The following is a 19935-nucleotide window of genomic DNA, read 5'->3' as shown; positions in this document are numbered from 1 at the left end:
GGGGCGGTGCCATGCGGCGCCGCCCCACCTCGCCCGCCATGCTGCGTTATATCGTCGGTAAGCTCGCCCTCATCATCCCGACCTTCATCGGGATTACCATCCTTGCGTTTGGCTTCGTGCGCATCCTGCCCGGTGATCCGGTGCTGGTGCTCGCGGGCGAGCGTGGCCTGTCGCCCGAACGGCATACGGCGCTGATGCACCAGTTCGGTTTCGACCTGCCGATCTGGCAACAATATCTGACCTATCTGACCAACATCCTCAGCGGCGATTTCGGCACCTCGTTCTCCACCAAGACGCCGGTGATCAAGGATTTCCTGGTGCGCTTCCCGGCGACGGTCGAACTCGCCATCTTCGCTCTGATCTTCGCCATCGTCTTCGGCGTCGCCTTCGGCATCTTCGCCGCGATCCGTCGTGGCTCCTGGTTCGATCAGCTGACGATGGGAACGGCGCTCGCCGGCTACTCCATGCCGATCTTCTGGTGGGGCCTGCTGCTGATCATCGTGTTCTCCGGCACGCTGCACTGGACGCCGGTTTCCGGCCGCATCGACCTTTTGTATTTCTTCAAGCCGGTGACCGGCTTCATGACCATCGATTCCCTGATTTCTGGGCAAAAGGGCGCTTTCCGCTCGGCACTCTCGCATCTCATCTTACCGACCATCGTGCTCGGCACCATCCCGCTTGCCGTCATCGCCAGGCAGACCCGCTCGGCCATGCTGGAAGTGCTGGGTGAGGACTATGTTCGCACCGCGCGTGCAAAAGGTCTGTCACCGTTCCGCGTCGTCGGCCTGCATGCCTTCCGCAACGCGCTGATCCCTGTCGTCACCACCATCGGCCTTCAGGTCGGCACGCTGCTGACCGGCGCCATCCTGACGGAAAGCATCTTTTCCTGGCCCGGCATCGGCAAATGGATGATCGACGCCATTTCCAAGCGGGACTATTTCACGGTGCAGGGTGGGCTGCTGCTGATCGCGTTGATCGTCATGGCCGTCAACCTCATCGTCGACGTGCTCTACGCCGTCATCAATCCGCGCATACGAGCCAACTGACATGACCAACGAAGGCCCAGCCGAGGTCGAAGCCGCCACCGTCGTCAGGCCGCGGGATGCCCGGCTGCAGATGTTTGCCGAGTTCTGGCATTATTTCTCCATCAACAAGGGCGCGGTAATCGGCCTCTTCGTCTTTCTGCTGCTGATCCTGATCGCCATCTTCGCGCCGCTGCTGGCGCCGCACTCGCCGGACGACCAGTTCCGCGACTTCTTCCTCACGCCGCCGGCCTGGCAGGCGGGCGGCAATGCGCAGTTCCTGCTCGGCACCGACGCCGTCGGCCGCGACATGCTTTCGCGGCTGATCTACGGGTCGCGTTTCTCGCTCGCCATCGGTTTCGTCGTGGTGACCACCGCGCTGATCTCCGGCGTCATCCTCGGCCTGCTCGCCGGCTACTGCCGCGGCTGGGTCGACACGCTGATCATGCGCATCATGGATATCATCCTGGCCTTCCCATCGCTGTTGCTGGCACTGGTGCTGGTCGCGGTTCTCGGACCTGGCCTCGTCAACGCCATGATCGCCATCGCCTTCGTGCTGCAGCCGCATTTCGCCCGTCTGACCCGAGCGGCCGTGATGGCCGAGAAGACCCGTGAATATGTGGTCTCGGCCAAGGTCGCCGGTGCCAGCCATATCAGGCTGATGCTGGTCACCATCCTGCCCAACTGCATCGCGCCGCTGATCGTGCAGGCGACGCTGTCCTTCTCCAACGCCATTCTCGAGGCGGCCGCCCTTGGCTTCCTCGGCATGGGCGCCCAGCCGCCGACGCCCGAATGGGGCACCATGCTGGCCGAGGCGCGCGAGTTCATCCTGCGCGCCTGGTGGGTCGTGACCTTCCCGGGCCTCGCCATCCTGATCACCGTCTTCGCCATCAACCTGATCGGCGACGGTCTGCGCGACGCGCTCGACCCCAAGCTGAAGAGGTCGTGAGCATGCCTTTGCTCGAGATCAAGAACCTCACCGTTTCCTTCGACACCGCCGCCGGTCCGTTCATGGCCGTGCAAGGCATCGATATGTCGATCGAGCCGCGCGAGGTGCTGGCGATCGTCGGCGAGTCCGGCTCCGGCAAATCGGTGTCGATGCTGGCGGTGATGGGCCTTTTGCCGAAGACGGCTACCGTCAAGGCCGACCGCATGGCCTTCGATGGCGTCGACCTGCTGAAGCTCAGTCCGTCCGAGCGGCGCAAGATCGTCGGCAAGGACATTTCGATGATCTTCCAGGAGCCGATCGCCAGCCTCAACCCGTGCTTCACCGTCGGTTTCCAGATCGAGGAAGTGCTGCGCTTCCACATGGGCATGGATCGCGCCCAGCGTCGCGCCCGCGCCATCGAATTGATGAAGCTGGTGGGCATTGCCGATCCGGAAGAGCGGCTCAACTCCTATCCGCATCAGATGTCTGGTGGCCAGTGCCAGCGCGTCATGATCGCCATCGCCATTGCCTGCAATCCGAAACTGCTGATCGCCGACGAGCCGACGACGGCGCTCGACGTCACCATCCAGAAGCAGATCCTCGATCTTCTGGTCGGCCTGCAGGCCAAATATGGCATGGGCCTTATCATGATCACCCACAATATGGGCGTGGTGGCCGAGACCGCCGACCGCGTCATCGTCCAGTACAAGGGCCGCAAGATGGAAGAGGCCGACGTACTGTCGCTGTTTGAATCGCCCAAGAGCAATTACACGCGCGCGCTGCTGTCGGCGCTGCCGGAAAACGCCGTCGGCGACCGCCTGCCGACCGTGTCCGACATGATGTTCGAACCGGCCCCCTCTGCGCCAGGAACCACCGCTGGAGCCGCCTCATGAGCACGACGGTCCTCGAAGGCAAGAACATCGTGCGCGACTACCATATCGGTGGCGGCCTGTTCACCGGGCCGCGCACCGTGCACGCGGTCAAGGGCGTCTCCTTCAAGGTGGAGAAGGGCAAGACGCTGGCCATTGTCGGTGAAAGCGGCTGCGGCAAGTCCACGCTCGCCCGCATCATCACGCTGATCGACCCGGCGACGTCCGGTGAGCTGTTGATTGACGGCAACAAGGTCGACATTGCCAAGGGTGGGCTGTCGAAGGAAATGCGCCGCAAGGTGCAGATCGTCTTCCAGAATCCCTACGGCTCGCTCAACCCGCGCCAGAAGATTGGCGACGTACTGGGCGAGCCGTTGCTGATCAACACCGACAAGCCGGCCGCCGAACGGCGCGACCTGGCGATGAAGATGTTGAAGAAGGTCGGCCTCGGCCCGGAGCACTACAATCGCTACCCGCACATGTTCTCGGGCGGCCAGCGCCAGCGCATCGCCATCGCCCGCGCGCTGATGCTCAACCCAAGCCTGCTGGTGCTGGACGAGCCGGTCTCGGCGCTCGACCTGTCGGTGCAGGCGCAGGTGCTCAACCTGCTCGCCGACCTGCAGGACGAATTCCAGCTGACCTATGTCTTCATCAGCCATGATCTGTCGGTGGTGCGCTACATCGCCGACGAGGTCATGGTGATGTATTTCGGCGAGGCCGTGGAATACGGCTCGCGCGACGAGGTCTTTTCAGACCCCAAGCACAGCTATACCAAGACGCTGTTCGCGGCGACGCCGCGCGCCGATGTCGCCTCGATCAAGGCAAGGTTGGCCAAGAAGAAGGCGGCTTGACTCCAGTTCGTCATCCTAGGGCGGAGCGACGCGAAGCGGAGTGCAGACCCTAGGATCCATGCCGTTACCTCAGCCAAAAAGTGCGGCGGAGCAGATTTTGCACCGTTGCGACGCCCGCATGTCACGGCATGGATCCTATGGTCTGCGCCGCGTCGCTTCGCTCCTTGCTCCGCCATAGGATGACGACGTCGAGGAGCCGCGATCCGACTCCCATGCGAAGGTTCGGGTCAAAGGTCCGGGGTTACGACAGCTTGGTGATGATCGCCCGAAGCGCCTCGCCGAAGCGATGAATCTCCTCGACCGTGTTGTAGTGGACCAGCGAGGCGCGGATGGCGCCGCTGTCCATCGACAGGTTGAGGCGCTTCATCAGGCGTGGCGCGTACATATGGCCGTCGCGGATGCCGATCTGCATCTCGGCCATCTCTTCGACGATCTTCTGCGGCGACAGCTTGCCGATGTTGAAGCAGAAGGTCGGCACGCGCTCATTGATTCGGGTCTCCTCGGCGACGCCATAGATGGTCGCGCCGCAATCCTTGAGCACGTCAAGCATTTCGCGTGCCAGCACCAGCTCGTAGTCGCGGATCGCGCCCATGCCGGCGACGATGTTGTCGCGCCGCGAGCGGTTGTTGGCCGGCGCGAGATTGCGGCCGATCAGTTCCAGATACTGCACGGCGGCATCCATGCCCGAAACGTTCTCGTAGATGAAGGTGCCGGCCTCGACCTTGTAGGGCGGCTCATCGGGGATGAAATCCTCGCGGAAGGTCGGCAGCCGCTTCAGCGTTTCGAAGCGACCCCACAGGAAGCCCATATGCGGCGAGAAATTCTTGTAGCCGGAGCAGACCAGATAGTCGCAGTCCCAGGCCTGCACGTCGATCAGCCCATGCGGGCCATAGTGCACGCAGTCGAGAAACACTTCGGCGCCGGCCCCATGCGCGATCTCGGCCACGGACGCGACATCGACGATCGAGCCGATCGAATGCGCCGTCACCGTGCAGGCGACGAGGCGGGTGCGATCGGAGACCAGCGGGCGAAGGTCTTCCACATGCAGATTGCCGTCCTCGCGCATGCGCCACCACTGAAACTTGGCACCGGCGGATTCCAGCGCCAGCCATGTCGCGATGTTGGCGTCGTGGTCCATGTCGGTGATGATGATTTCGTCGCGTTCCTGAAGCATCTGGCCGATGCCGAGGCTGACGAGGCGAATGAACGAGGTGGCGTTCATGCCGAAGCAGATTTCCGCCGGGCTGTAGGCGTTGATCAGCAACGCAACACTCTCACGCGCATCGGCGACGGACTGGTCGACGGCGACGCTGCGGCCATAGCGGCCGCCACGCTGCACATTGTGCGAAACCAGGTGGTTGGTTACGGCGTCGAGCACGCTCTGTGGAATCTGCGCGCCCGCGGCGTTGTCCAGGAAGATGAAGTCGCCGGCTTTCCGCAGGGCGGGAAACATGGCGCGGATGCTTTCGACAGGGAAGCTGCCGCTGGATTGGGAATTGCTCAAGGTCTTCTCCTGCGAGATGTTTTTGCAGATGGGATTGCTGGCGGTCAGCGCGTCTTTTCGGTCTTGAAGCGGCTTTCAAGCAGGCTGACGAGCCGCACCATGGGCCAGAGGAAGATAAGATAGACCAGGGCCGCGCCGATCAGCGGCGAGGGGTTGGCGTAGAGCGACTGCGCGTTGGTCGCTTCCTTCAACAGTTCCGGCAACGCGACCGTGGAAGCGAGCGAGGTGTCTTTGAACATCGAGACACAGTTGCTGGTCATCGGCGGGATGACCACGCGGACAGCCTGCGGCAGCACCACTTTGCGCAAGGTCAGGACGAACGGCAGGCCAAGCGCCTGCGACGCCTCGAACTGGCCGCGCGGAATGCTCTCGATTCCGGATCGGAATACCTCCGCCGAATAGGCCGACATGATGATGGCGAAAGCCGTAACGGCGGACGCCCAGGACGACAGGCGTATGCCGAGAAAAGGCAGCGCGTAATAGATCAGGATGAGCACGACCAGGACCGGCAGTGCGCGGAAAATGTCGGTATAGCCCACCGCCAGCCAGCGCAGCGGCTTCGGCGCATAGAGCCGCAGCAGGCTGATCACCAGGCCGATGGGGATGCCGATGCCGATGCTGAGCAGGCCGAGCAGCAGCGTGTTCAGGAAGCCGCGCAGCAACGCAGGCAAACTGGACGCAATGACATCGGCGTTGAAGAAGGTGTCAATCAGCGACATCTGAGCGTTCCCGAACCATTTTGCGCCCTGTGACGCCAGAGCAAGACCCGGAACTGCCAGATCGGTTGCCGCGCCGACCTGCGAGTCCGGGAAGGATCATGCATCAAAACGAGGCGTGCCGGCCCTTCGAACCGGCACGCGCCCTGTTCCCTTGGTTGTCGCTCAGGCCTTCGGCAGAGGCATTTCCTTGACCGTGGAGGAATCCGCGGGCGCGTCGCTGCCGAACCACTTCTTGTGGATCGCGGCCAGCGTGCCGTCCTTCTTCATCGCGGTCAGCGCGTCGTTCAGCTTGCCGAGCAGCGGGTGGTCCTTGGTGAGCATCAGCCCATACTGTTCGCCCGTCTTGATGCGCTCCTTGACGACCAGGTCCTTCATCTTGGTGAAGGCGTATTGCATGCCCGGAATGTCGCTCACGGCGGCGTCGACGCGACCGGCGATGAGGTCGAGCAGCAGGTTCTGCTGCGTGTCATAGCCCTTCACGTCGCTGAACCCGTCGGCCTCCTGGTGCGCCTTCACCCAGGTCTCGCCGGTCGAGCCGGACAGCACGCCGATGATCTTGCCCTTGAGGTCGGCCTCGGCCTTGATCGGGCTGTCGGACTTGGTGGCGATGCCCATGTCGGAATCATAATAGGGCTGGGTGAACGACTGCGACTTCAGCCGCTCCGGCGTGATGGTGATCGACGAGATGGCGACGTCGATGCGCTTGGACGTGGTGGCGGCGAACAGTGCCTGGAAGCCGAGATCGGCAATGTCCGTGGTCATGCCGATGCGCTTGGCGGCCTCGTTGACGATGTCGACCTCGAATCCCTCGAACGTGCCGCTCTCGTTCTTGAACTCGAAGGGCGGGTTGGTCGGATAGGCGCCGACGTTCAGCACGTCCGCCGCATAGGAGGTTGCGGGGCCGGCGGCGATGCCGATGGCGGCGGCGAGAAGAAGCAGGTGGCGACGTGTGAAGTTCATTTTTGTTCCCTCTGGTTGTTGATCGGGCGGGTTGGTCCCGCACGGTTTCTTGCCGCCCCGCTCCCGGCGGGTCGTCAATTCATGGCAGCGCCCATGCGGTCGAGCGCGGTTGCGATCTGGTCACGATCCCGGCAGACGCACATGCGCAGGAAGGCTGCCGAAGAGTTTCCGAACAGATGGCCAGGCGCCAGCCCGACCCGTGCCGTTTCCAGGATTTTCGCGCAGGCCTGTCGTGCATCGCTTTCGCCTTCGATGGCGAAGAACGCGTACATGCCGCCGCGCGGCTTCGTCGGCAGCACGATGCCGGGAATCCGCGCCAGCCTGTCATAGGCGAGGTCGAGGCCGGTCTTTATCCTTTGCCGGATCTCCTCGACCAATGGCTCGCCCTGGCGGATGGCCGCGACAGCGCCGGCCTGGATGGGGGCCGCGGTGCCGCTGTTGACATACTGGGTCATGGCGCCAAGCTGGTCGGCGACGCCGGACGGGTGCGTCAGCCAGCCAATGCGCCAGCCGGTCATCGCCCAGGCCTTGGAGAAGCTGTTGACGGACAGCACCCGGTCGCCGTCCTCGGCGATCTGCAGGATGGAGGGCGCGACATTGCCGTCGAAACACAGCCTTCCATAGACTTCGTCGGAGATGATCCAGATGCCGGTGCGCCGGCTGAATTCGAGCAGGGCCTGCATCTCCTGGCGCGATGCGGTCCAGCCGGTGGGGTTGGACGGTGTCGACAGGAAGATCGCCCGCGTGCGCGCGTCGCAGGTTGCAAACAGCCGGTCGAGATCAAGCGTCCAGTCGCCCTTGAAGTCGAGCGAACACGGCCGTGGCTCGCCTCCGATCAGGTGGATGGCATTGTGGATGTTGGGCCATTGCGGGGCCACATAAACGACGTTGGTCCCGACATCGACAAGCAGCTCCAGCGCCAGGTAAAGCGCCTGCATGCCGCCCGGTGTCACCGTGGTGCGCGCGATGGGGATCGATCGGCCATGCAGCCGCGTCTGGTATTCCGACAGCGCGTCGTTCAGCGGGCCGAGGCCGCGCATGTTGGGAACGTAGAAGGTCTGGCCGTCGTCGAACGCCGCCTTGGCGGCGTCGCGGATGAAGGCCGGCGTCACCATGTCGCCTTCGCCGTACCAGAGCGCGATCACGTCGCCCAACTCGCGGGCGCGCACGGCAAGGTTGGCGATGTTTTCGGTGTGCAGGTCGCGAATTTGCGCGCGGATGCCATCGAAGGCATAGCGCGCCATGGACGTTGACTGGGGCGGCATGAACGACAAGTACAGGCACCTCTTGATCGCACCCGGAACAGAACGACGCGACCACCGTCAAGCACTTACGGCACGGGAGCCACGATCGTTAGGGAATGCTTATCCAAAGTACCGGACTTTTCAAGGCAAAAGTTTTAAGCTTAAAAAATTATCGGTGCCCGCCCGGATGGCAAGCTTAGCCGGCTGTGCCCCGCTCCAGTTCGGCGCGCGCTGCAATACAGCCGGCAGCAGCGCCCGCGCCAAGGAACATCGCGTCGCTGCCCAGTATGAAAAAGCTGGCGCCGACAGCAGCCCATTGGCCGACATCGTCGGGCTTCGCACAGAATATCCCGGCGGTCTTGTTGTTCGCGATCGTCATGCCAATGATCGTGCGGATCGCCTCGGCAAGTCTGCTGGCGCCTGCAGGACCCAGCGCGTCGATCGACACCGAAAGATCTCCGGGGCCGACGAAGATCACATCGACGCCGTCAACCGCGGCGATCTCCTCGATATTGGCAAGCCCTTCGGCCGTCTCGACCTGGACAGCAATGACGATGGCCTCATTGGCGGCGGCCAGATAGCTCGGGATGCGATAACCATAGGCCGCCGCGCGGCCAGGCCCTACACCTCGCTCGCCGTTCGGCGGGTAGCGCGAGGCTTTCACCGCCATGGCCGCCTGGGCAGCCGTCGAGACGCGGGGAACAAGAACTCCCTGCGCGCCGCTGTCCAGCGCCGCCTGTATGGCTTCGGGCGCATGGCCGGGAACGCGCACCATGGCGGGGACCCGATTGACATCGGCCGCCCGGACCATGTTCTCGATCGTGTCCCTCGATATTTGCGTATGCTCCCAGTCGATGCAGAGGAAATCGAGCCCGGACTGCGCGGCCACTTCCACCGCGACGGGATGCGGTATCGAGGCGAATGATCCGACGAGATTGCTCTTGGCCCTGCATTTCTGGCGGAAGTCGCTCATGCCGATCCCTTTCTCGATCCTCCATGAATCCATACCCGCAAACCGCGTCCGGGCGAAGCTATTTCAGGCTTGAAATATTTCGCCGTGGCCCTAGCCTGCCGTCGTCAGCCCGAGAGTTCGAGACATGATCAAGGCACATCCCCTGCACGGCCCGAACAAACTGAAGCTCGGTGTCTTTTCGACCAATGCCGATGGCGGACTTGCCATTACGGATGTGCCTGAACGCTGGACGGCGAGCTGGCGGGACAATCTGACGGCCGCGCAGATCGCTGACCGTGCCGGGCTGGAGTTCATGCTGCCAATCGCGCGCTGGCGCGGCTTCGGTGGCCGCAACAAGGTGCGGGAATGGTCGTTCGAGACCTTCACCTGGGCGGCCGCTCTTGCCGCCGCCACCGATAAGATCGGCCTGTTCATGACGGTGCACGTGCCGCTTGTGCATCCGCTGTACGCCGCCAAGTCGCTGGCCACGGTCGATCATATCAGCAACGGGCGGGCAGGTCTCAACATCGTCTGCGGCTGGAACCCCAAGGAATTCGGCATGTTCGGCACGCCGCTGGTCGAGAAGGGCTATGACCAGGCGGCGGAATGGATCGAGATCGTTGAAAAACTCTATGCCGCCGACGAGCCTCTCGATTATGAAGGCACCTATTATCACCTCAAGGAGGCGGTCAGCAGGCCGGCCAGCCTGCAGCTACCGCGACCGGTGACCATGAACGCTGCCTTCGGCGGACCGGGTCGCGATTTCGCATCCGCCAAATGCGATTACCTGTTCACGACCTTTTCCGAAATGACTGATGCCGGCAAGCATGTCGTCGACATCCGCGAGCGTGCCGCCAAGCATGGGCGCGATGTCGGCGTCTACACCGTGGCGCATGTCGTCTGCCGGGAGACCATGGAAGAGGCGCAGGCCTATTATAACCGATACGCCGTTGATATGGCCGACCACGAGGCGGTTGATGCGCATATGGCGGGCAAGAAGGAATTTTCCCAGTCGCACGACCCGCATGCCTATGACCGCTATCGCCAGCGTTTCGCCGGCGGCGCCGGCACCTATCCTCTGGTCGGCACTCCTGAGACCATCGCCGCCGATATGGCCGCCATCGCTGGGCACGGCTACCAGGGCATCGCGCTGTCCTTCGTCAACTACACGCAGGAGCTGCCCTATTTCTGCGATCGCGTACTGCCGCTGTTGAGGCTGGCCGGGCTTCGCGAATAGATTATTCCAGGAAGATGGCTATGTGGGGGATGGGCTATTCCGGGATAACGGCGGTGGCCTGGATTTCGATCTTGGCCCGGTCCTCGACAAGGGCCACGACCTGCATGGCGGCCATGGCTGGAAAATGCCGGCCGATTACGGCGCGGTAGGCTTCGCCGATCCCCTTGAGGTTGGCGAGGTATTCGGCCTTGTCGGTAAAATACCAGGTCATCGAGGTGATGTGCTGCGGGCCGGCGCCGGCTTCGGCCAGAACCGCTACCACGTTCTCAAGCGTCTGCCGCACCTGACCGACGAAATCATCGGTTTCGAACTGGCACTGTCCGTTCCAGCCGATCTGTCCGCCGACGAACACAAGCTGCCCGCGCGCGGCGACGCCATTGGCATAGCCGACCGGTTTGGCCCAGCCTTCCGGCTGCAGGATGGTGTGCATGTCCAGTCTCCCGATTCCCTGAATTCGGTTCGCAATGTCCGCGTTCCGAGCAAAATATCCCCGCAGGAGCTGGCCTCAGGCGGCCCCCATCACCTGCCGGGCGATCACCACTTTTTGCACGTCCGACGCCCCTTCGTAGATGCGCAGCGCGCGGATCTCGCGGTAGAGGCTTTCGACGATATGGCCTTTGCGGACGCCATCGCCGCCATGCAGCTGCACCGCCTTGTCGATCACCTCTTGCGCTTTGTCGGTGGCGAACAGCTTGGCCATCGCCGCCTCGCGGGTGACGCGGGCCGCGCCCATGTCCTTCGTCCAGGCGGCGCGATAGACCAGGAGGGCGGCGGCATCGATATCGAGCGCCATGTCGGCGATATGGCCTTGCACCATCTGCAACTCCGCCATCGGCGCGCCGAACAGTTTTCGCTCGGCCACTCTCTTGATGCTTTCGTCCAGGGCACGCCGGGCAAAGCCGAGTGCCGCCGCGCCGACGGTCGACCGGAACACGTCGAGCACCGACATGGCGATGCGGAAGCCGTCGCCGGGCTTGCCGATCAGCGCGGACGCGGGAACGCGTACGCCGTCGAAGGCGAGGCGCGCCAGCGGATGCGGCGCGACCACTTCCAGCCGCTCGGCTATGGTCAGGCCCTTCGTCTCGGCTGGTACGATGAAGGCGGAGAGGCCCTTGGCGCCCGGCGCCTCGCCGGTGCGGGCAAAGACGATGTAGAGATCGGCGATGCCGCCATTCGAAATCCAGGTCTTTTCGCCATTGAGGACATAGCTGTCGCCGTCACGCACGGCCACCATCTCCATGTTGGCGACATCCGAGCCAGAGCGCGGTTCCGAGAGCGCAAAGGCGGAGATTGCCTTGCCTGCCCGGGTTCTCGCCAGCCAGTCTTGCTGGTCGCGCGTACCAAACAGGCTGAGCGCACCTGTGCCGAGCCCCTGCATGGCGAAGGCGAAATCGGCCAGCCCGTCATGCCGGGCCAGCGTCTCACGCGTGATGCACAGCGTGCGCACGTCCAGCGGCCCGGGATTGTCGGTGTCGACGGCCGTCGGCTTCAGCCAGCCATCCCTGCCCAGCTTCGCCACCAGCTCGCGGCAGGCGGCGTCGACATCATGGTGGTCGACCGGCAGGTTTTTCGCGCACCATGCGTCGAGCTGTTCAGCCAGCGCGCGGTGGTGGTCTTCGAAAAACGGCCAGTTGAGAAAGCTCTTGTCAGCCATCAATTGCCCTCGAACACCGGCTTCTGCTTGTCGACGAAGGCGTTGTAGGCGCGCTCGAAATCGCGGGTCTGCATGCAGATCGCCTGCGCCTGAGCCTCCGCCTCGATCGCCTGGTCGAGGCCCATCGACCATTCCTGGTTCAGCTGCGTCTTGGTGATGCCATGCGCGAAGGTCGGGCCAGACACGATGCGCGCGGCCATGTCGAGCGCGTCGGCTTCGAGCGCAGCGGCATCGACCAGCCGGTTGTAGAACCCCCAACGCTCGCCTTCCGCCGCGGTCATGGTGCGGCCGGTGTAGAGCAGTTCGGCGGCGCGGCCCTGGCCGATGATGCGCGGCAGGATCGCGCAGGCGCCCATGTCGCAGCCGGCAAGGCCGACGCGCGTGAACAGGAACGCGGTCTTGGCTTCCGGCGTTGCGATGCGGATGTCAGAGCTCATGGCGATGATGGCGCCGGCGCCGACCGCTACGCCGTCGACCGCCGAAATGATCGGCTTCCCGCAGTTCAGCATCGCCTTGACGAAATCGCCGGTCATGCGCGTGAAGGCGAGCAGTTCCTTCATGTCCATCCTGACCAGTGGGCCGATGATGTCGTGGACATCGCCGCCTGAGCAGAAATTGCCGCCATTGGGCAGGAACACCACCGCGTCGACGTCGTCGGCGTAGACGAGATCGCGAAACGTGTCGCGCAGTTCGGCGTAGCTTTCGAAAGTCAGCGGGTTCTTGCGCTCTGGCCGGTCGAGCCGGATCCTGGCGATCCTGCCCTCGACCTGCCAGAGGAAATGCCTCGGCATCAATCCGGCCATTTTTGTCATTCCCGTCCCTCCCAATTGCTTCGAAAGGATTTGAGCATGCCGCTGAGAAGCCGTGCATCGTCCTCGCCGACATTGCCCAACAGTTCGTTGATCCAGCCTTCGTGCGCGGCGGCGATGATGCCGAAGGCGTTGGACCCTTCTTCCGTCAACCGCACCATCGAGGTGCGGCGATCGCCGTTGCGCCGCGCGCGGGCGACAAGTCCCTCTGACACGAGCCGGTCGACGATGCCCGTCACATTGCCGTTGGACACCAGCAGGAAGCGCGACAGGTCGCTCATCAGCATGCCCTCGGGTGCGCGGTAGAGCGCGGCCATCACATCGAAGCGCGGCAGCGTCGTGTTGAATTCCTGCCTGAGACGCTCGCGCAGCTCGGACTCTATGGTGCGCGACGCCCGCAACAGGCGTACCCACAAACGCAGGCGATCCTTGCCGGGGCCGGACGGAGCGGGAAGAGGGCCGGCTACCATGTTTCTCCTCCCGAAATGGAGATCGTCTGTCCGGTGATCGATTGGGCGGCATCGCCGCACAGCCACAGCACCGCCGCCGCAACCTCCTCGGGCTGGATGAAACGTCCCTGCGGATTTGTCGAGGCGAGGCTTGCCCGCGCCTGCTCGTCCGAGCGGCCGGTTTTTTCGATGATGCGCTGGATGGATTCCTCCAACATCTCTGTTTCGACGAAGCCCGGGCACACGGCGTTGACCGTTACGCCCGATTTGGCCGTCTCGGCGGCCAGCGCCCGCATCAGGCCGACGACGCCATGCTTGGCGGCAACATAGGGGGCGACATAGGCATAGCCCTTCAGGCCGGCGGTGGAAGCAATGAAGATGATCCGGCCCGTCTTCCGCGCGGCCATGCCGGCCAGCGCCGGCTTCACCGTCAGGAACGAACCGGTCAGGTTCACGTCGATCGTCCGCTGCCAGTCGCCGAGCGCGGTCTTGTGCGCCGGCGCGCTGCCGGACATGCCGGCATTGGCGACGACGATGTCGATGGGGCCACGCGCGGCCTCAGCCGTCTCGTAAAGGGATGTCATTGCCGCCTCGTCGGTGACGTCGGCGGCGGTGGCGAAGATGCGGTCGCTTCCATCAGCCACCTTGGCGAGTTCCGCTTCGCGGCGGCCGCATATGGTCACGTCAATGCCGGCACCGGCCAGCGCTAGCGCGGTTGCCCGGCCGACACCTGAACCGCCGCCGGTGACGAGGGCGTGCCGGCCCATGACTGCTGGCATTGCACTCATACTTTCAGCCCCGCGGCGGCATCGCGCTCCGCCAGCCGGTAGAGCTGGTCGCGTCCCGGCAGATAGGGATCGGGCCATTTGACGCCGCGATCGCCAAGCGTCACCGCGGCATGGAGTGTCCAGTAGGGATCGGCCAGATGCGGCCGTGCCAGCGCCACGAGGTCGGCGCGGCCGGCCATCAGGATCGAGTTGACATGGTCAGGCTCGTAGATGTTGCCGACGGCCATGGTGGCCATGCCGACTTCGTTGCGGATGCGATCGGAAAACGGCGTCTGGAACATGCGGCCGTAAACCGGCTTTGCCGCCGCCGATGTCTGGCCCGCCGACACGTCGCAGATGTCGACGCCGGCCTCATGCAGCAGCCGTGCGATCTCGACCGCGTCTGCCGGCGTCACGCCTTCGATGCCGACCCAGTCATTGGCCGAGATGCGCATCGAGATCGGCTTGCCGGATGGCCACGCCGCACGCACGGCGTGGAAGATTTCCAGCGGGTAGCGCATCCGGTTTTCCAGCGAGCCGCCATATTCGTCCGTGCGCCGGTTGGTGACCGGTGTGATGAAGGACGACAGCAGATAGCCATGCGCGGCATGGATCTCCAGCATGTCGAAGCCGCAACGATCGGCCATCTCGGCCGAGGCCACGAACTGGTCGCGCACCAAGTCCATGTCGGCGCGGTCCATCGCCTTCGGCACCTGGTTCCGCGGTGACCAAGCGACGGCCGAAGCCGACATGATCGGCCAGTTGCCGGATGCCAGCGGCACGTCGGTGCCTTCCCAGCCGAGCCGGGTCGAGCCCTTTGCGCCGGAATGGCCAATCTGGGCGCAGATCCTCGCCTCGGTCTCGGCATGGACGAAATCCACCAGCCGCTTCCACGCCGCCTCATGCTCGGGTGCATAGAAACCCGGGCAACCCGGCGTGATGCGTCCTTCGGGGCTGACGCAGGTCATCTCGATATAGACGAGCCCGGCGCCGCCCTTGGCGCGCTCGGCATAATGGGTGAAATGCCAGTCGGTGGGGCAGCCATCGACGGCCTTGTACTGCGCCATCGGCGAGACGACGATGCGATTGTTGAGCGTCATGTCACGCAGCTTGAACGGCGCGAACATCGGCGCGCGGCGCAGGCTGTTGCCGCCGGCGCCGGCCTGCCGCTGGAACCATTCTTCCGCTCGGCCCAGCCATTCGGCATCGCGTAGCCGCAGGTTCTCGTGGCTGATGCGCTGCGACCGGGTCAAAAGCGAATAGTTGAACTGCACGGGATCGAGGCCGAGATAGCGCTCCACTTCCTCGAACCATTCCAGCGAATTGCGCGCCGCCGACTGCAGCTTCAGCACCTCGGTGCGGCGCGCGTCCTCATATTTGCGGAACGCGGCCTCGAGGTCCGGCTCTGACTCGACATACTCGGCCAGCGCCACGGCACTCTCCAGTGCCAGCTTGGTACCGGAGCCGATCGAGAAATGCGCCGATGCCGCCGCGTCGCCCATCAGCGCCAGGTTCTTGTAGGACCAGCGTTCGCAAAGCACGCGCGGGAAATTGATCCAGGCCGAACCACGGATGTGGTTGGCATTGGTCATCAGCGCGTGGCCGCCCAGATGTTTTTGGAAGATGCGCTCGCAGACGGCGATCGATTCCTGCTGCGTCATAGCGCCGAAGCCGAAGGCAGCCCACGTCTGTTCGCTGCACTCGACGATGAAGGTCGCTGTGTCGCTGTCGAACTGGTAGGCGTGCGCCCACACCCAGCCATGCTCGGTCTTCTCGAAGATGAAGGTGAAGGCGTCGTCGAATTTCTGGTTGGTGCCGAGCCACACGAACTTGCATTTGCGGGTGTCGATGTCCGGCTTGAAGATGTCGACGAACGTGTTGCGCGCCCTGGAGTTCAGGCCATCGGCGGCGACTACAAGGTCGTGCGTCTCCATATAGGGCTTGGGATCGGCGATGTCGGTCTCGAACATCAGCTTGACGCCGAGTTCGCGCGCGCGGCGCTGCAGCAACACGAGCAATCGCTTGCGGCCGATGCCGCAGAAACCGTGGCCGGTCGAGACCGTGCGCACGTCGTCATGGATGACGGCGATATCGTCCCAATAGGCAAAATGCTTCTTGATCCAGACGGCGCTGACCGGATCGTTCCTCGACAGGTTTTCGAGCGTCTCGGCCGACAGCACGACACCCCAGCCGAAAGTGTCGTCGGCGCGGTTGCGCTCGAACACCGTCACCTCATGGGCGGCATCCCGCAGCTTCATCGAAATGGCAAAGTAGAGGCCGGCTGGTCCGCCGCCGAGAACCGCAACCTTCATGTGTGCGATCTCCTTCTTGCCTTCGCCCACGCCCATCATGGCGCGTCGCGCAAATTGTTTCAAGCTTAAAATTTCGCAATTCGAGAAGCCCTCGCCGAAGCTGACGTGGCCATCACGCGTTCAGCCAGCCCGCGTCGATTTCGGGCAGCGGGATGGCCGATATCAGGTCGCGCGTGTAGTCCTGCTGGGGGTGCTCGAACAGTGCGTCGGTGGGGCTCGCTTCGACGATCATGCCCTGGCGCATGACGATCACCTGCCGGCACAGCCGTCGGATCACCGACAGGTCATGGCTGATGAAGGCGACGGTCAGGCCCATCTCGGCGGCAAGCTTCTCCAGCAGGGTCAGGATCTGCGCCTGGGTCGACACGTCGAGCCCGGAGACGATCTCGTCAGCCAGCACGAATTTTGGCGACAGCGCCAAAGCACGCGCAATGCCGACGCGCTGGCGCTGGCCGCCAGAAAGTTCGTGGCGATAGCGGCTGGCGAAGTTTTGCGGCAGGCCGACGCGCTGCAGCGCTTCGGCGACCCGGGTCCGGAGATTGTCGCCAAGACCGTTCTGCTTCAGCGGCGCGGCGATGATGCTGGCGATGGTGCGGCGTGGATTGAGCGACGACATCGGGTCCTGGAAGATCATCTGCAGGTCGCGGCGCAGTGGCCTGAGCTCCGCTTCCCGCAAATGCGTGATATCGCGGCCGTCGAATGTGACGCTGCCGGCGCTGGGCTCCAAGAGGCGCACCAGGGCGCGGCCGAGTGTCGATTTTCCCGACCCGGATTCGCCGACGATGCCGGTGACCGATCCCCTGGGCAGGTTGAAATCCAGACCCTTCAGGATTTCGATCATCGGCGCACGGCCGATCAGCGGCTTGCGTGTCATGTCCGGCAGGGCGACCGTCAGGCCGCGCACGGAAAACAGCGGCTCAGCCATGCGGCCGCCTCCATGCCTGGTCCGCAGCCGCGATCTCCGAGGCCAGCCCGGCCAGCACGGCATCGTCCACCGGCTTCAGCGACGCGAACGGATCGGTATATCGCGGCGTCGCTGCCATCAGTGCCCGCGTGTAGGGGTGCTGCGGCGCGGCGAAGAGATCAGCCGTTTCGGCTTCCTCCACCACCTTGCCGGCATAGAGCACCGAGACTTTCTGGCTGATCTTGGCGACGACGCCGAGATCATGGGTGACGAACAGGATCGCCGTGCCGTGCTCGCGCTGCAACAGCGCGATCAGGCGCAGGATCTGTTTCTGCACAGTGACGTCGAGCGCTGTCGTCGGCTCGTCGGCAACGATCAATCGTGGTTCGGCGGCGAAGGCGGCCGCGATCAATACGCGCTGGCGCATACCGCCGGAAAGCTCGTGCGGGTAGCTTTTCAGCACGCGGTCGGGATCGCGGATTTGCACCTCGTCCAGCAGCTGGCGGATGCGCTGATCGGCCCGCTCGCCACTCCAGCCGAGGATGCGCACCAGCCGATCGGTCATCTGTGGACCGATGCGGCGTGACGGATTGAGCGCCGTCAGCGGATCCTGCGGGATCAGAGCGGTGCGCGCGCCGATCAGCGTGCGCCGTGCCTTGGGCTGCAGCTTGCCGAGGTCTTCGCCTTCGAGCAGCATGGCGCCTTCGACGATGCGTACGCTCGACGGCAGGACGCCAAGCACGGCCTTGCCGATCATCGTCTTGCCGGCGCCGCTTTCGCCGACCAGCGCGCGGACTTCGCCGGGTTGGACGGAGAGCGAGACCGAGCGCAGCACGCGCTGGCCGTTAGGCAGCACGGCGCTCAAGTCCCTGATGTCGAGACAAGCGCTCATCGTAGCACCGGATCGAAGCGCGCCCGCAGCGCCTCGCCGAACTGGCTAAACGACAGCACGGTCAGGATCAGCGTTATCAGCGGAAACACCAGCACCCACCAGGCCTGATGTATCGAGAGTCTTCCCTCGGCGATGATCCCGCCCCAGGTCGGATCGTCCGTCGAGATCGACAGATTGACGAAGGACAGGATCGCCTCGACGATGACCGCAATGCCCATTTCGAGGCACAGCAATGCCACGATCGAGGGAACGACATTGGGCAGCACTTCGCGCAGCATGATGCCGATCTGGCCATAGCCGGCGATGCGGGCGTTCTCGACATAGTCCATGCGCGACTGGCCCATGGCTTCTGCGCGGATAACCCGGCAGAAGCGCGTCCAGTCGATGACCGCGATAGCGAGGATAACGGAACTCAGGCCCGTGCCGAGCACGGCCACCAGCAGGATGGCAAACAGCACGGGGGGGAAGGCCATCCAGATGTCGACGATGCGTGAGATGATCCGGTCTGCCCAGCCGCCGAAATAGCCGGCGACCAAGCCAAGCATCGAGCCGACTAGGCACGCCGCGATCGCAGCGGCAAAGGCGACGATGAAAGCGATGCGGCCACCAAAAATCAGGCGGGAGAGCAGGTCGCGGCCAAGGCTGTCCGTGCCCAGCCAATAGCCGGGCTCCGCTCCATCCATCCAGAAAGGCGGTAGCCGCTCCAGCATCAGGTCCTGCGCCAGCGGATCCTGAGGCGCGACCAGCGGGGCGAAGATCGCCGCCAGCAGGGCGAGCAGCAGCCAACCGCCGGCAAGCCAGAGCCTTACGCTCGAGCCATGTCGAGAGATGCGGCCCTTATCCATGGCGCAGCCTCGGGTTGAGCAAGGCGTACATCATGTCGACGGCAAGGTTGATCAGCACGAACAGCAGAGCGAAGACCAACACGATGCCCTGGATCAGCGGCAGGTCGCGATTGATGACGGCATCGATGGCCATGTTGCCGAGGCCTTCATAGGAGAACAGCCGCTCGACGATGACGGTGCCGCCGATGAGGAAGGTGAACTGCACGCCGACCAGGGTGAGCGTCGGCAGGGCGGCATTCTTCAGCGCCTCGCGCAGGATGACCTGCGTTTCCGAAAACCCCTTCACCCGCGCCAGCACGACATAGTCGAGATCGAGCACTTCCTTCAGCGACTGCTTCAGCAGCTGCGAGATGATAGCGGCCAGCGGCAGCGCGAGCGCTATTGCCGGCATCAGCATGTGCTTGAGAAGATCCCAAGTCAGGTCGAAGCGAAGCCGAAGCACGCTCTCGAGCAGATAGAACTGGGTGACGAAGGGCAGGTCGAGCTGCGGCGACACCCGGCCGGAAATGTCGAAGATCGGCACCAGCACGCCGAACAGAAGGATCAGCACCAGGCCCCACAGGAAATCGGGAATGGAAAGCGCCGTTCCGCTGGCGATGTCGATGCCGGCCTCGATCGCAGTGCCGCGCTCGCGCGCGCCGATGATCGCCGTCGTGCCGCCGATCGCCACCGCCATGACGAGCGCCACGACTGCCAGTTCCAGCGTCGCCGGCAGCCGGTTGAAGACAAGCCCAAGGACATCCTGCCGCAGTGAGATCGACGTGCCGAAATCGCCCCGGACGACGCCGGACAGCCAGATGAAGAACTGCTGCACGATGGTCTTGTCGAGCCCGTAAAGCGCCCGCAGCCGGGCAATGTCGTCGTCCGTCGCGCCGGGCGGCAGCATCATCGCTATGGGATCGCCGGGCGCGACGCGGATCACGACGAAGACGACGACGGCCACGCCGAACAGCGTGACCAGCATCGTCAGAAGACGGATCAGAAATCTCTGCAGGAGCATGTAAATCTTTGCACGAG

At 63.9% G+C, this 19935-nt stretch carries 20 protein-coding genes; 5 read left to right on the top strand and 15 right to left on the bottom strand.

Going from position 1 to position 19935, the window contains the following annotated elements; translation table 11 throughout:
- Window positions 1-38: 38 nt before the first annotated feature.
- Genes ACO07C_RS13685 through ACO07C_RS13670 form a run of 4 tightly spaced genes read left to right on the top strand, consistent with a single transcriptional unit; the run spans window position 39 to window position 3670 of the window.
- Window positions 39-1046 carry an ABC transporter permease subunit gene (locus ACO07C_RS13685; protein WP_421917524.1) on the top strand — a complete coding sequence of 336 codons (1008 nt, stop codon included), beginning with the start codon at window positions 39-41 and terminating at the stop codon, window positions 1044-1046.
- 1 nt (window position 1047) lies between these two features.
- Window positions 1048-1971: an ABC transporter permease subunit gene (locus tag ACO07C_RS13680; RefSeq protein WP_421914689.1), complete on the top strand. Its 924-nt coding sequence runs from the start codon at window positions 1048-1050 to the stop codon at window positions 1969-1971.
- Between the two features lie 2 nt (window positions 1972-1973).
- On the top strand, window positions 1974-2843 hold the full coding sequence (locus ACO07C_RS13675) for an ABC transporter ATP-binding protein (protein WP_421917523.1): 870 nt from the start codon (window positions 1974-1976) through the stop codon (window positions 2841-2843).
- Window positions 2840-3670: a dipeptide ABC transporter ATP-binding protein gene (locus tag ACO07C_RS13670; RefSeq protein ID WP_421914688.1), complete on the top strand. Its 831-nt coding sequence runs from the start codon at window positions 2840-2842 to the stop codon at window positions 3668-3670. Before ACO07C_RS13675 ends, ACO07C_RS13670 begins: the two co-directional genes overlap by 4 nt.
- A gap of 241 nt (window positions 3671-3911) precedes the next feature.
- Here ACO07C_RS13670 and ACO07C_RS13665 read toward each other — a convergent pair whose 3' ends face one another.
- From ACO07C_RS13665 to ACO07C_RS13645, 5 genes are all read right to left on the bottom strand, one after another.
- The gene (locus tag ACO07C_RS13665) at window positions 3912-5174 is read right to left on the bottom strand and encodes a cysteine desulfurase-like protein (protein WP_421914687.1); all 1263 of its coding nucleotides are present in this window, start codon (window positions 5172-5174) and stop codon (window positions 3912-3914) included.
- 44 nt (window positions 5175-5218) lie between these two features.
- On the bottom strand, window positions 5219-5893 hold the full coding sequence (locus ACO07C_RS13660) for an amino acid ABC transporter permease (RefSeq protein WP_421914686.1): 675 nt from the start codon (window positions 5891-5893) through the stop codon (window positions 5219-5221).
- A 162-nt stretch (window positions 5894-6055) separates the two neighbouring features.
- Complete coding sequence (locus ACO07C_RS13655; RefSeq protein ID WP_421914685.1) at window positions 6056-6853, bottom strand: ABC transporter substrate-binding protein; 798 nt, start codon at window positions 6851-6853, stop codon at window positions 6056-6058.
- 74 nt (window positions 6854-6927) lie between these two features.
- Window positions 6928-8097 carry a pyridoxal phosphate-dependent aminotransferase gene (locus tag ACO07C_RS13650; RefSeq protein WP_421914684.1) on the bottom strand — a complete coding sequence of 390 codons (1170 nt, stop codon included), beginning with the start codon at window positions 8095-8097 and terminating at the stop codon, window positions 6928-6930.
- Between the two features lie 196 nt (window positions 8098-8293).
- A complete protein-coding gene (locus tag ACO07C_RS13645) occupies window positions 8294-9070 on the bottom strand; it encodes an HpcH/HpaI aldolase family protein (RefSeq protein WP_421914683.1) in 777 nt (258 codons plus the stop codon).
- Between the two features lie 124 nt (window positions 9071-9194).
- On the opposite strand from ACO07C_RS13645, the gene ACO07C_RS13640 reads away from it, so the two are divergent.
- A complete protein-coding gene (locus ACO07C_RS13640) occupies window positions 9195-10286 on the top strand; it encodes an LLM class flavin-dependent oxidoreductase (RefSeq protein ID WP_421914682.1) in 1092 nt (363 codons plus the stop codon).
- A gap of 34 nt (window positions 10287-10320) precedes the next feature.
- Here the strand turns inward: ACO07C_RS13640 and ACO07C_RS13635 are convergent, their stop codons facing one another.
- From ACO07C_RS13635 to ACO07C_RS13590, 10 genes are all read right to left on the bottom strand, one after another.
- The gene (locus ACO07C_RS13635; RefSeq protein WP_421914681.1) at window positions 10321-10716 is read right to left on the bottom strand and encodes a RidA family protein; all 396 of its coding nucleotides are present in this window, start codon (window positions 10714-10716) and stop codon (window positions 10321-10323) included.
- 75 nt (window positions 10717-10791) lie between these two features.
- On the bottom strand, window positions 10792-11940 hold the full coding sequence (locus ACO07C_RS13630; protein ID WP_421914680.1) for an acyl-CoA dehydrogenase family protein: 1149 nt from the start codon (window positions 11938-11940) through the stop codon (window positions 10792-10794).
- Window positions 11940-12752 (bottom strand): enoyl-CoA hydratase family protein, encoded by an 813-nt coding sequence (locus ACO07C_RS13625; RefSeq protein ID WP_421914679.1) that lies wholly within the window; start codon window positions 12750-12752, stop codon window positions 11940-11942. Before ACO07C_RS13625 ends, ACO07C_RS13630 begins: the two co-directional genes overlap by 1 nt.
- On the bottom strand, window positions 12749-13219 hold the full coding sequence (locus tag ACO07C_RS13620) for a MarR family winged helix-turn-helix transcriptional regulator (RefSeq protein WP_421914678.1): 471 nt from the start codon (window positions 13217-13219) through the stop codon (window positions 12749-12751). The genes ACO07C_RS13625 and ACO07C_RS13620 overlap by 4 nt, the downstream gene beginning before the upstream one ends.
- Window positions 13213-13977, bottom strand: a complete 765-nt coding sequence (locus tag ACO07C_RS13615) for an SDR family NAD(P)-dependent oxidoreductase (RefSeq protein ID WP_421917522.1) — start codon at window positions 13975-13977, stop codon at window positions 13213-13215. Before ACO07C_RS13615 ends, ACO07C_RS13620 begins: the two co-directional genes overlap by 7 nt.
- Before the next feature lie 5 nt (window positions 13978-13982).
- Window positions 13983-16277, bottom strand: coding sequence for a bifunctional salicylyl-CoA 5-hydroxylase/oxidoreductase (locus ACO07C_RS13610; RefSeq protein ID WP_421917521.1), 2295 nt, complete (start codon window positions 16275-16277; stop codon window positions 13983-13985).
- A 112-nt stretch (window positions 16278-16389) separates the two neighbouring features.
- Window positions 16390-17202 carry an ATP-binding cassette domain-containing protein gene (locus tag ACO07C_RS13605; protein WP_421914677.1) on the bottom strand — a complete coding sequence of 271 codons (813 nt, stop codon included), beginning with the start codon at window positions 17200-17202 and terminating at the stop codon, window positions 16390-16392.
- Window positions 17195-18073, bottom strand: coding sequence for an ABC transporter ATP-binding protein (locus ACO07C_RS13600; RefSeq protein WP_421914676.1), 879 nt, complete (start codon window positions 18071-18073; stop codon window positions 17195-17197). Before ACO07C_RS13600 ends, ACO07C_RS13605 begins: the two co-directional genes overlap by 8 nt.
- Window positions 18070-18918 (bottom strand): ABC transporter permease, encoded by an 849-nt coding sequence (locus ACO07C_RS13595; RefSeq protein WP_421914675.1) that lies wholly within the window; start codon window positions 18916-18918, stop codon window positions 18070-18072. The genes ACO07C_RS13600 and ACO07C_RS13595 overlap by 4 nt, the downstream gene beginning before the upstream one ends.
- Window positions 18911-19918: an ABC transporter permease gene (locus tag ACO07C_RS13590; RefSeq protein ID WP_421914673.1), complete on the bottom strand. Its 1008-nt coding sequence runs from the start codon at window positions 19916-19918 to the stop codon at window positions 18911-18913. The genes ACO07C_RS13595 and ACO07C_RS13590 overlap by 8 nt, the downstream gene beginning before the upstream one ends.
- Between the last annotated feature and the right edge of the window lie 17 nt (window positions 19919-19935).

The sequence above is a fragment of the Mesorhizobium sp. genome (genome assembly GCF_965229135.1).
Taxonomy (GTDB): Bacteria; Pseudomonadota; Alphaproteobacteria; order Rhizobiales; family Rhizobiaceae; genus Mesorhizobium.
The sequence above is the reverse complement of the archived record's forward strand: the minus strand, read 5'-3'. Positions and strand labels throughout refer to the sequence as shown.

Coding starts and splice junctions, on each gene's coding strand:
- ACO07C_RS13685 (WP_421917524.1), top strand. CDS start 39: ATGCTGCGTTATATCGTCGGTAAGCTCGCCCTCATCATCCCGACCTTC.
- ACO07C_RS13680 (WP_421914689.1), top strand. CDS start 1,048: ATGACCAACGAAGGCCCAGCCGAGGTCGAAGCCGCCACCGTCGTCAGG.
- ACO07C_RS13675 (WP_421917523.1), top strand. CDS start 1,974: ATGCCTTTGCTCGAGATCAAGAACCTCACCGTTTCCTTCGACACCGCC.
- ACO07C_RS13670 (WP_421914688.1), top strand. CDS start 2,840: ATGAGCACGACGGTCCTCGAAGGCAAGAACATCGTGCGCGACTACCAT.
- ACO07C_RS13660 (WP_421914686.1), bottom strand. CDS start 5,893: ATGTCGCTGATTGACACCTTCTTCAACGCCGATGTCATTGCGTCCAGT.
- ACO07C_RS13655 (WP_421914685.1), bottom strand. CDS start 6,853: ATGAACTTCACACGTCGCCACCTGCTTCTTCTCGCCGCCGCCATCGGC.
- ACO07C_RS13650 (WP_421914684.1), bottom strand. CDS start 8,097: ATGGCGCGCTATGCCTTCGATGGCATCCGCGCGCAAATTCGCGACCTG.
- ACO07C_RS13645 (WP_421914683.1), bottom strand. CDS start 9,070: ATGAGCGACTTCCGCCAGAAATGCAGGGCCAAGAGCAATCTCGTCGGA.
- ACO07C_RS13640 (WP_421914682.1), top strand. CDS start 9,195: ATGATCAAGGCACATCCCCTGCACGGCCCGAACAAACTGAAGCTCGGT.
- ACO07C_RS13635 (WP_421914681.1), bottom strand. CDS start 10,716: ATGCACACCATCCTGCAGCCGGAAGGCTGGGCCAAACCGGTCGGCTAT.
- ACO07C_RS13630 (WP_421914680.1), bottom strand. CDS start 11,940: ATGGCTGACAAGAGCTTTCTCAACTGGCCGTTTTTCGAAGACCACCAC.
- ACO07C_RS13625 (WP_421914679.1), bottom strand. CDS start 12,752: ATGACAAAAATGGCCGGATTGATGCCGAGGCATTTCCTCTGGCAGGTC.
- ACO07C_RS13620 (WP_421914678.1), bottom strand. CDS start 13,219: ATGGTAGCCGGCCCTCTTCCCGCTCCGTCCGGCCCCGGCAAGGATCGC.
- ACO07C_RS13615 (WP_421917522.1), bottom strand. CDS start 13,977: ATGCCAGCAGTCATGGGCCGGCACGCCCTCGTCACCGGCGGCGGTTCA.
- ACO07C_RS13610 (WP_421917521.1), bottom strand. CDS start 16,277: ATGAAGGTTGCGGTTCTCGGCGGCGGACCAGCCGGCCTCTACTTTGCC.
- ACO07C_RS13605 (WP_421914677.1), bottom strand. CDS start 17,202: ATGGCTGAGCCGCTGTTTTCCGTGCGCGGCCTGACGGTCGCCCTGCCG.
- ACO07C_RS13600 (WP_421914676.1), bottom strand. CDS start 18,073: ATGAGCGCTTGTCTCGACATCAGGGACTTGAGCGCCGTGCTGCCTAAC.
- ACO07C_RS13595 (WP_421914675.1), bottom strand. CDS start 18,918: ATGGATAAGGGCCGCATCTCTCGACATGGCTCGAGCGTAAGGCTCTGG.
- ACO07C_RS13590 (WP_421914673.1), bottom strand. CDS start 19,918: ATGCTCCTGCAGAGATTTCTGATCCGTCTTCTGACGATGCTGGTCACG.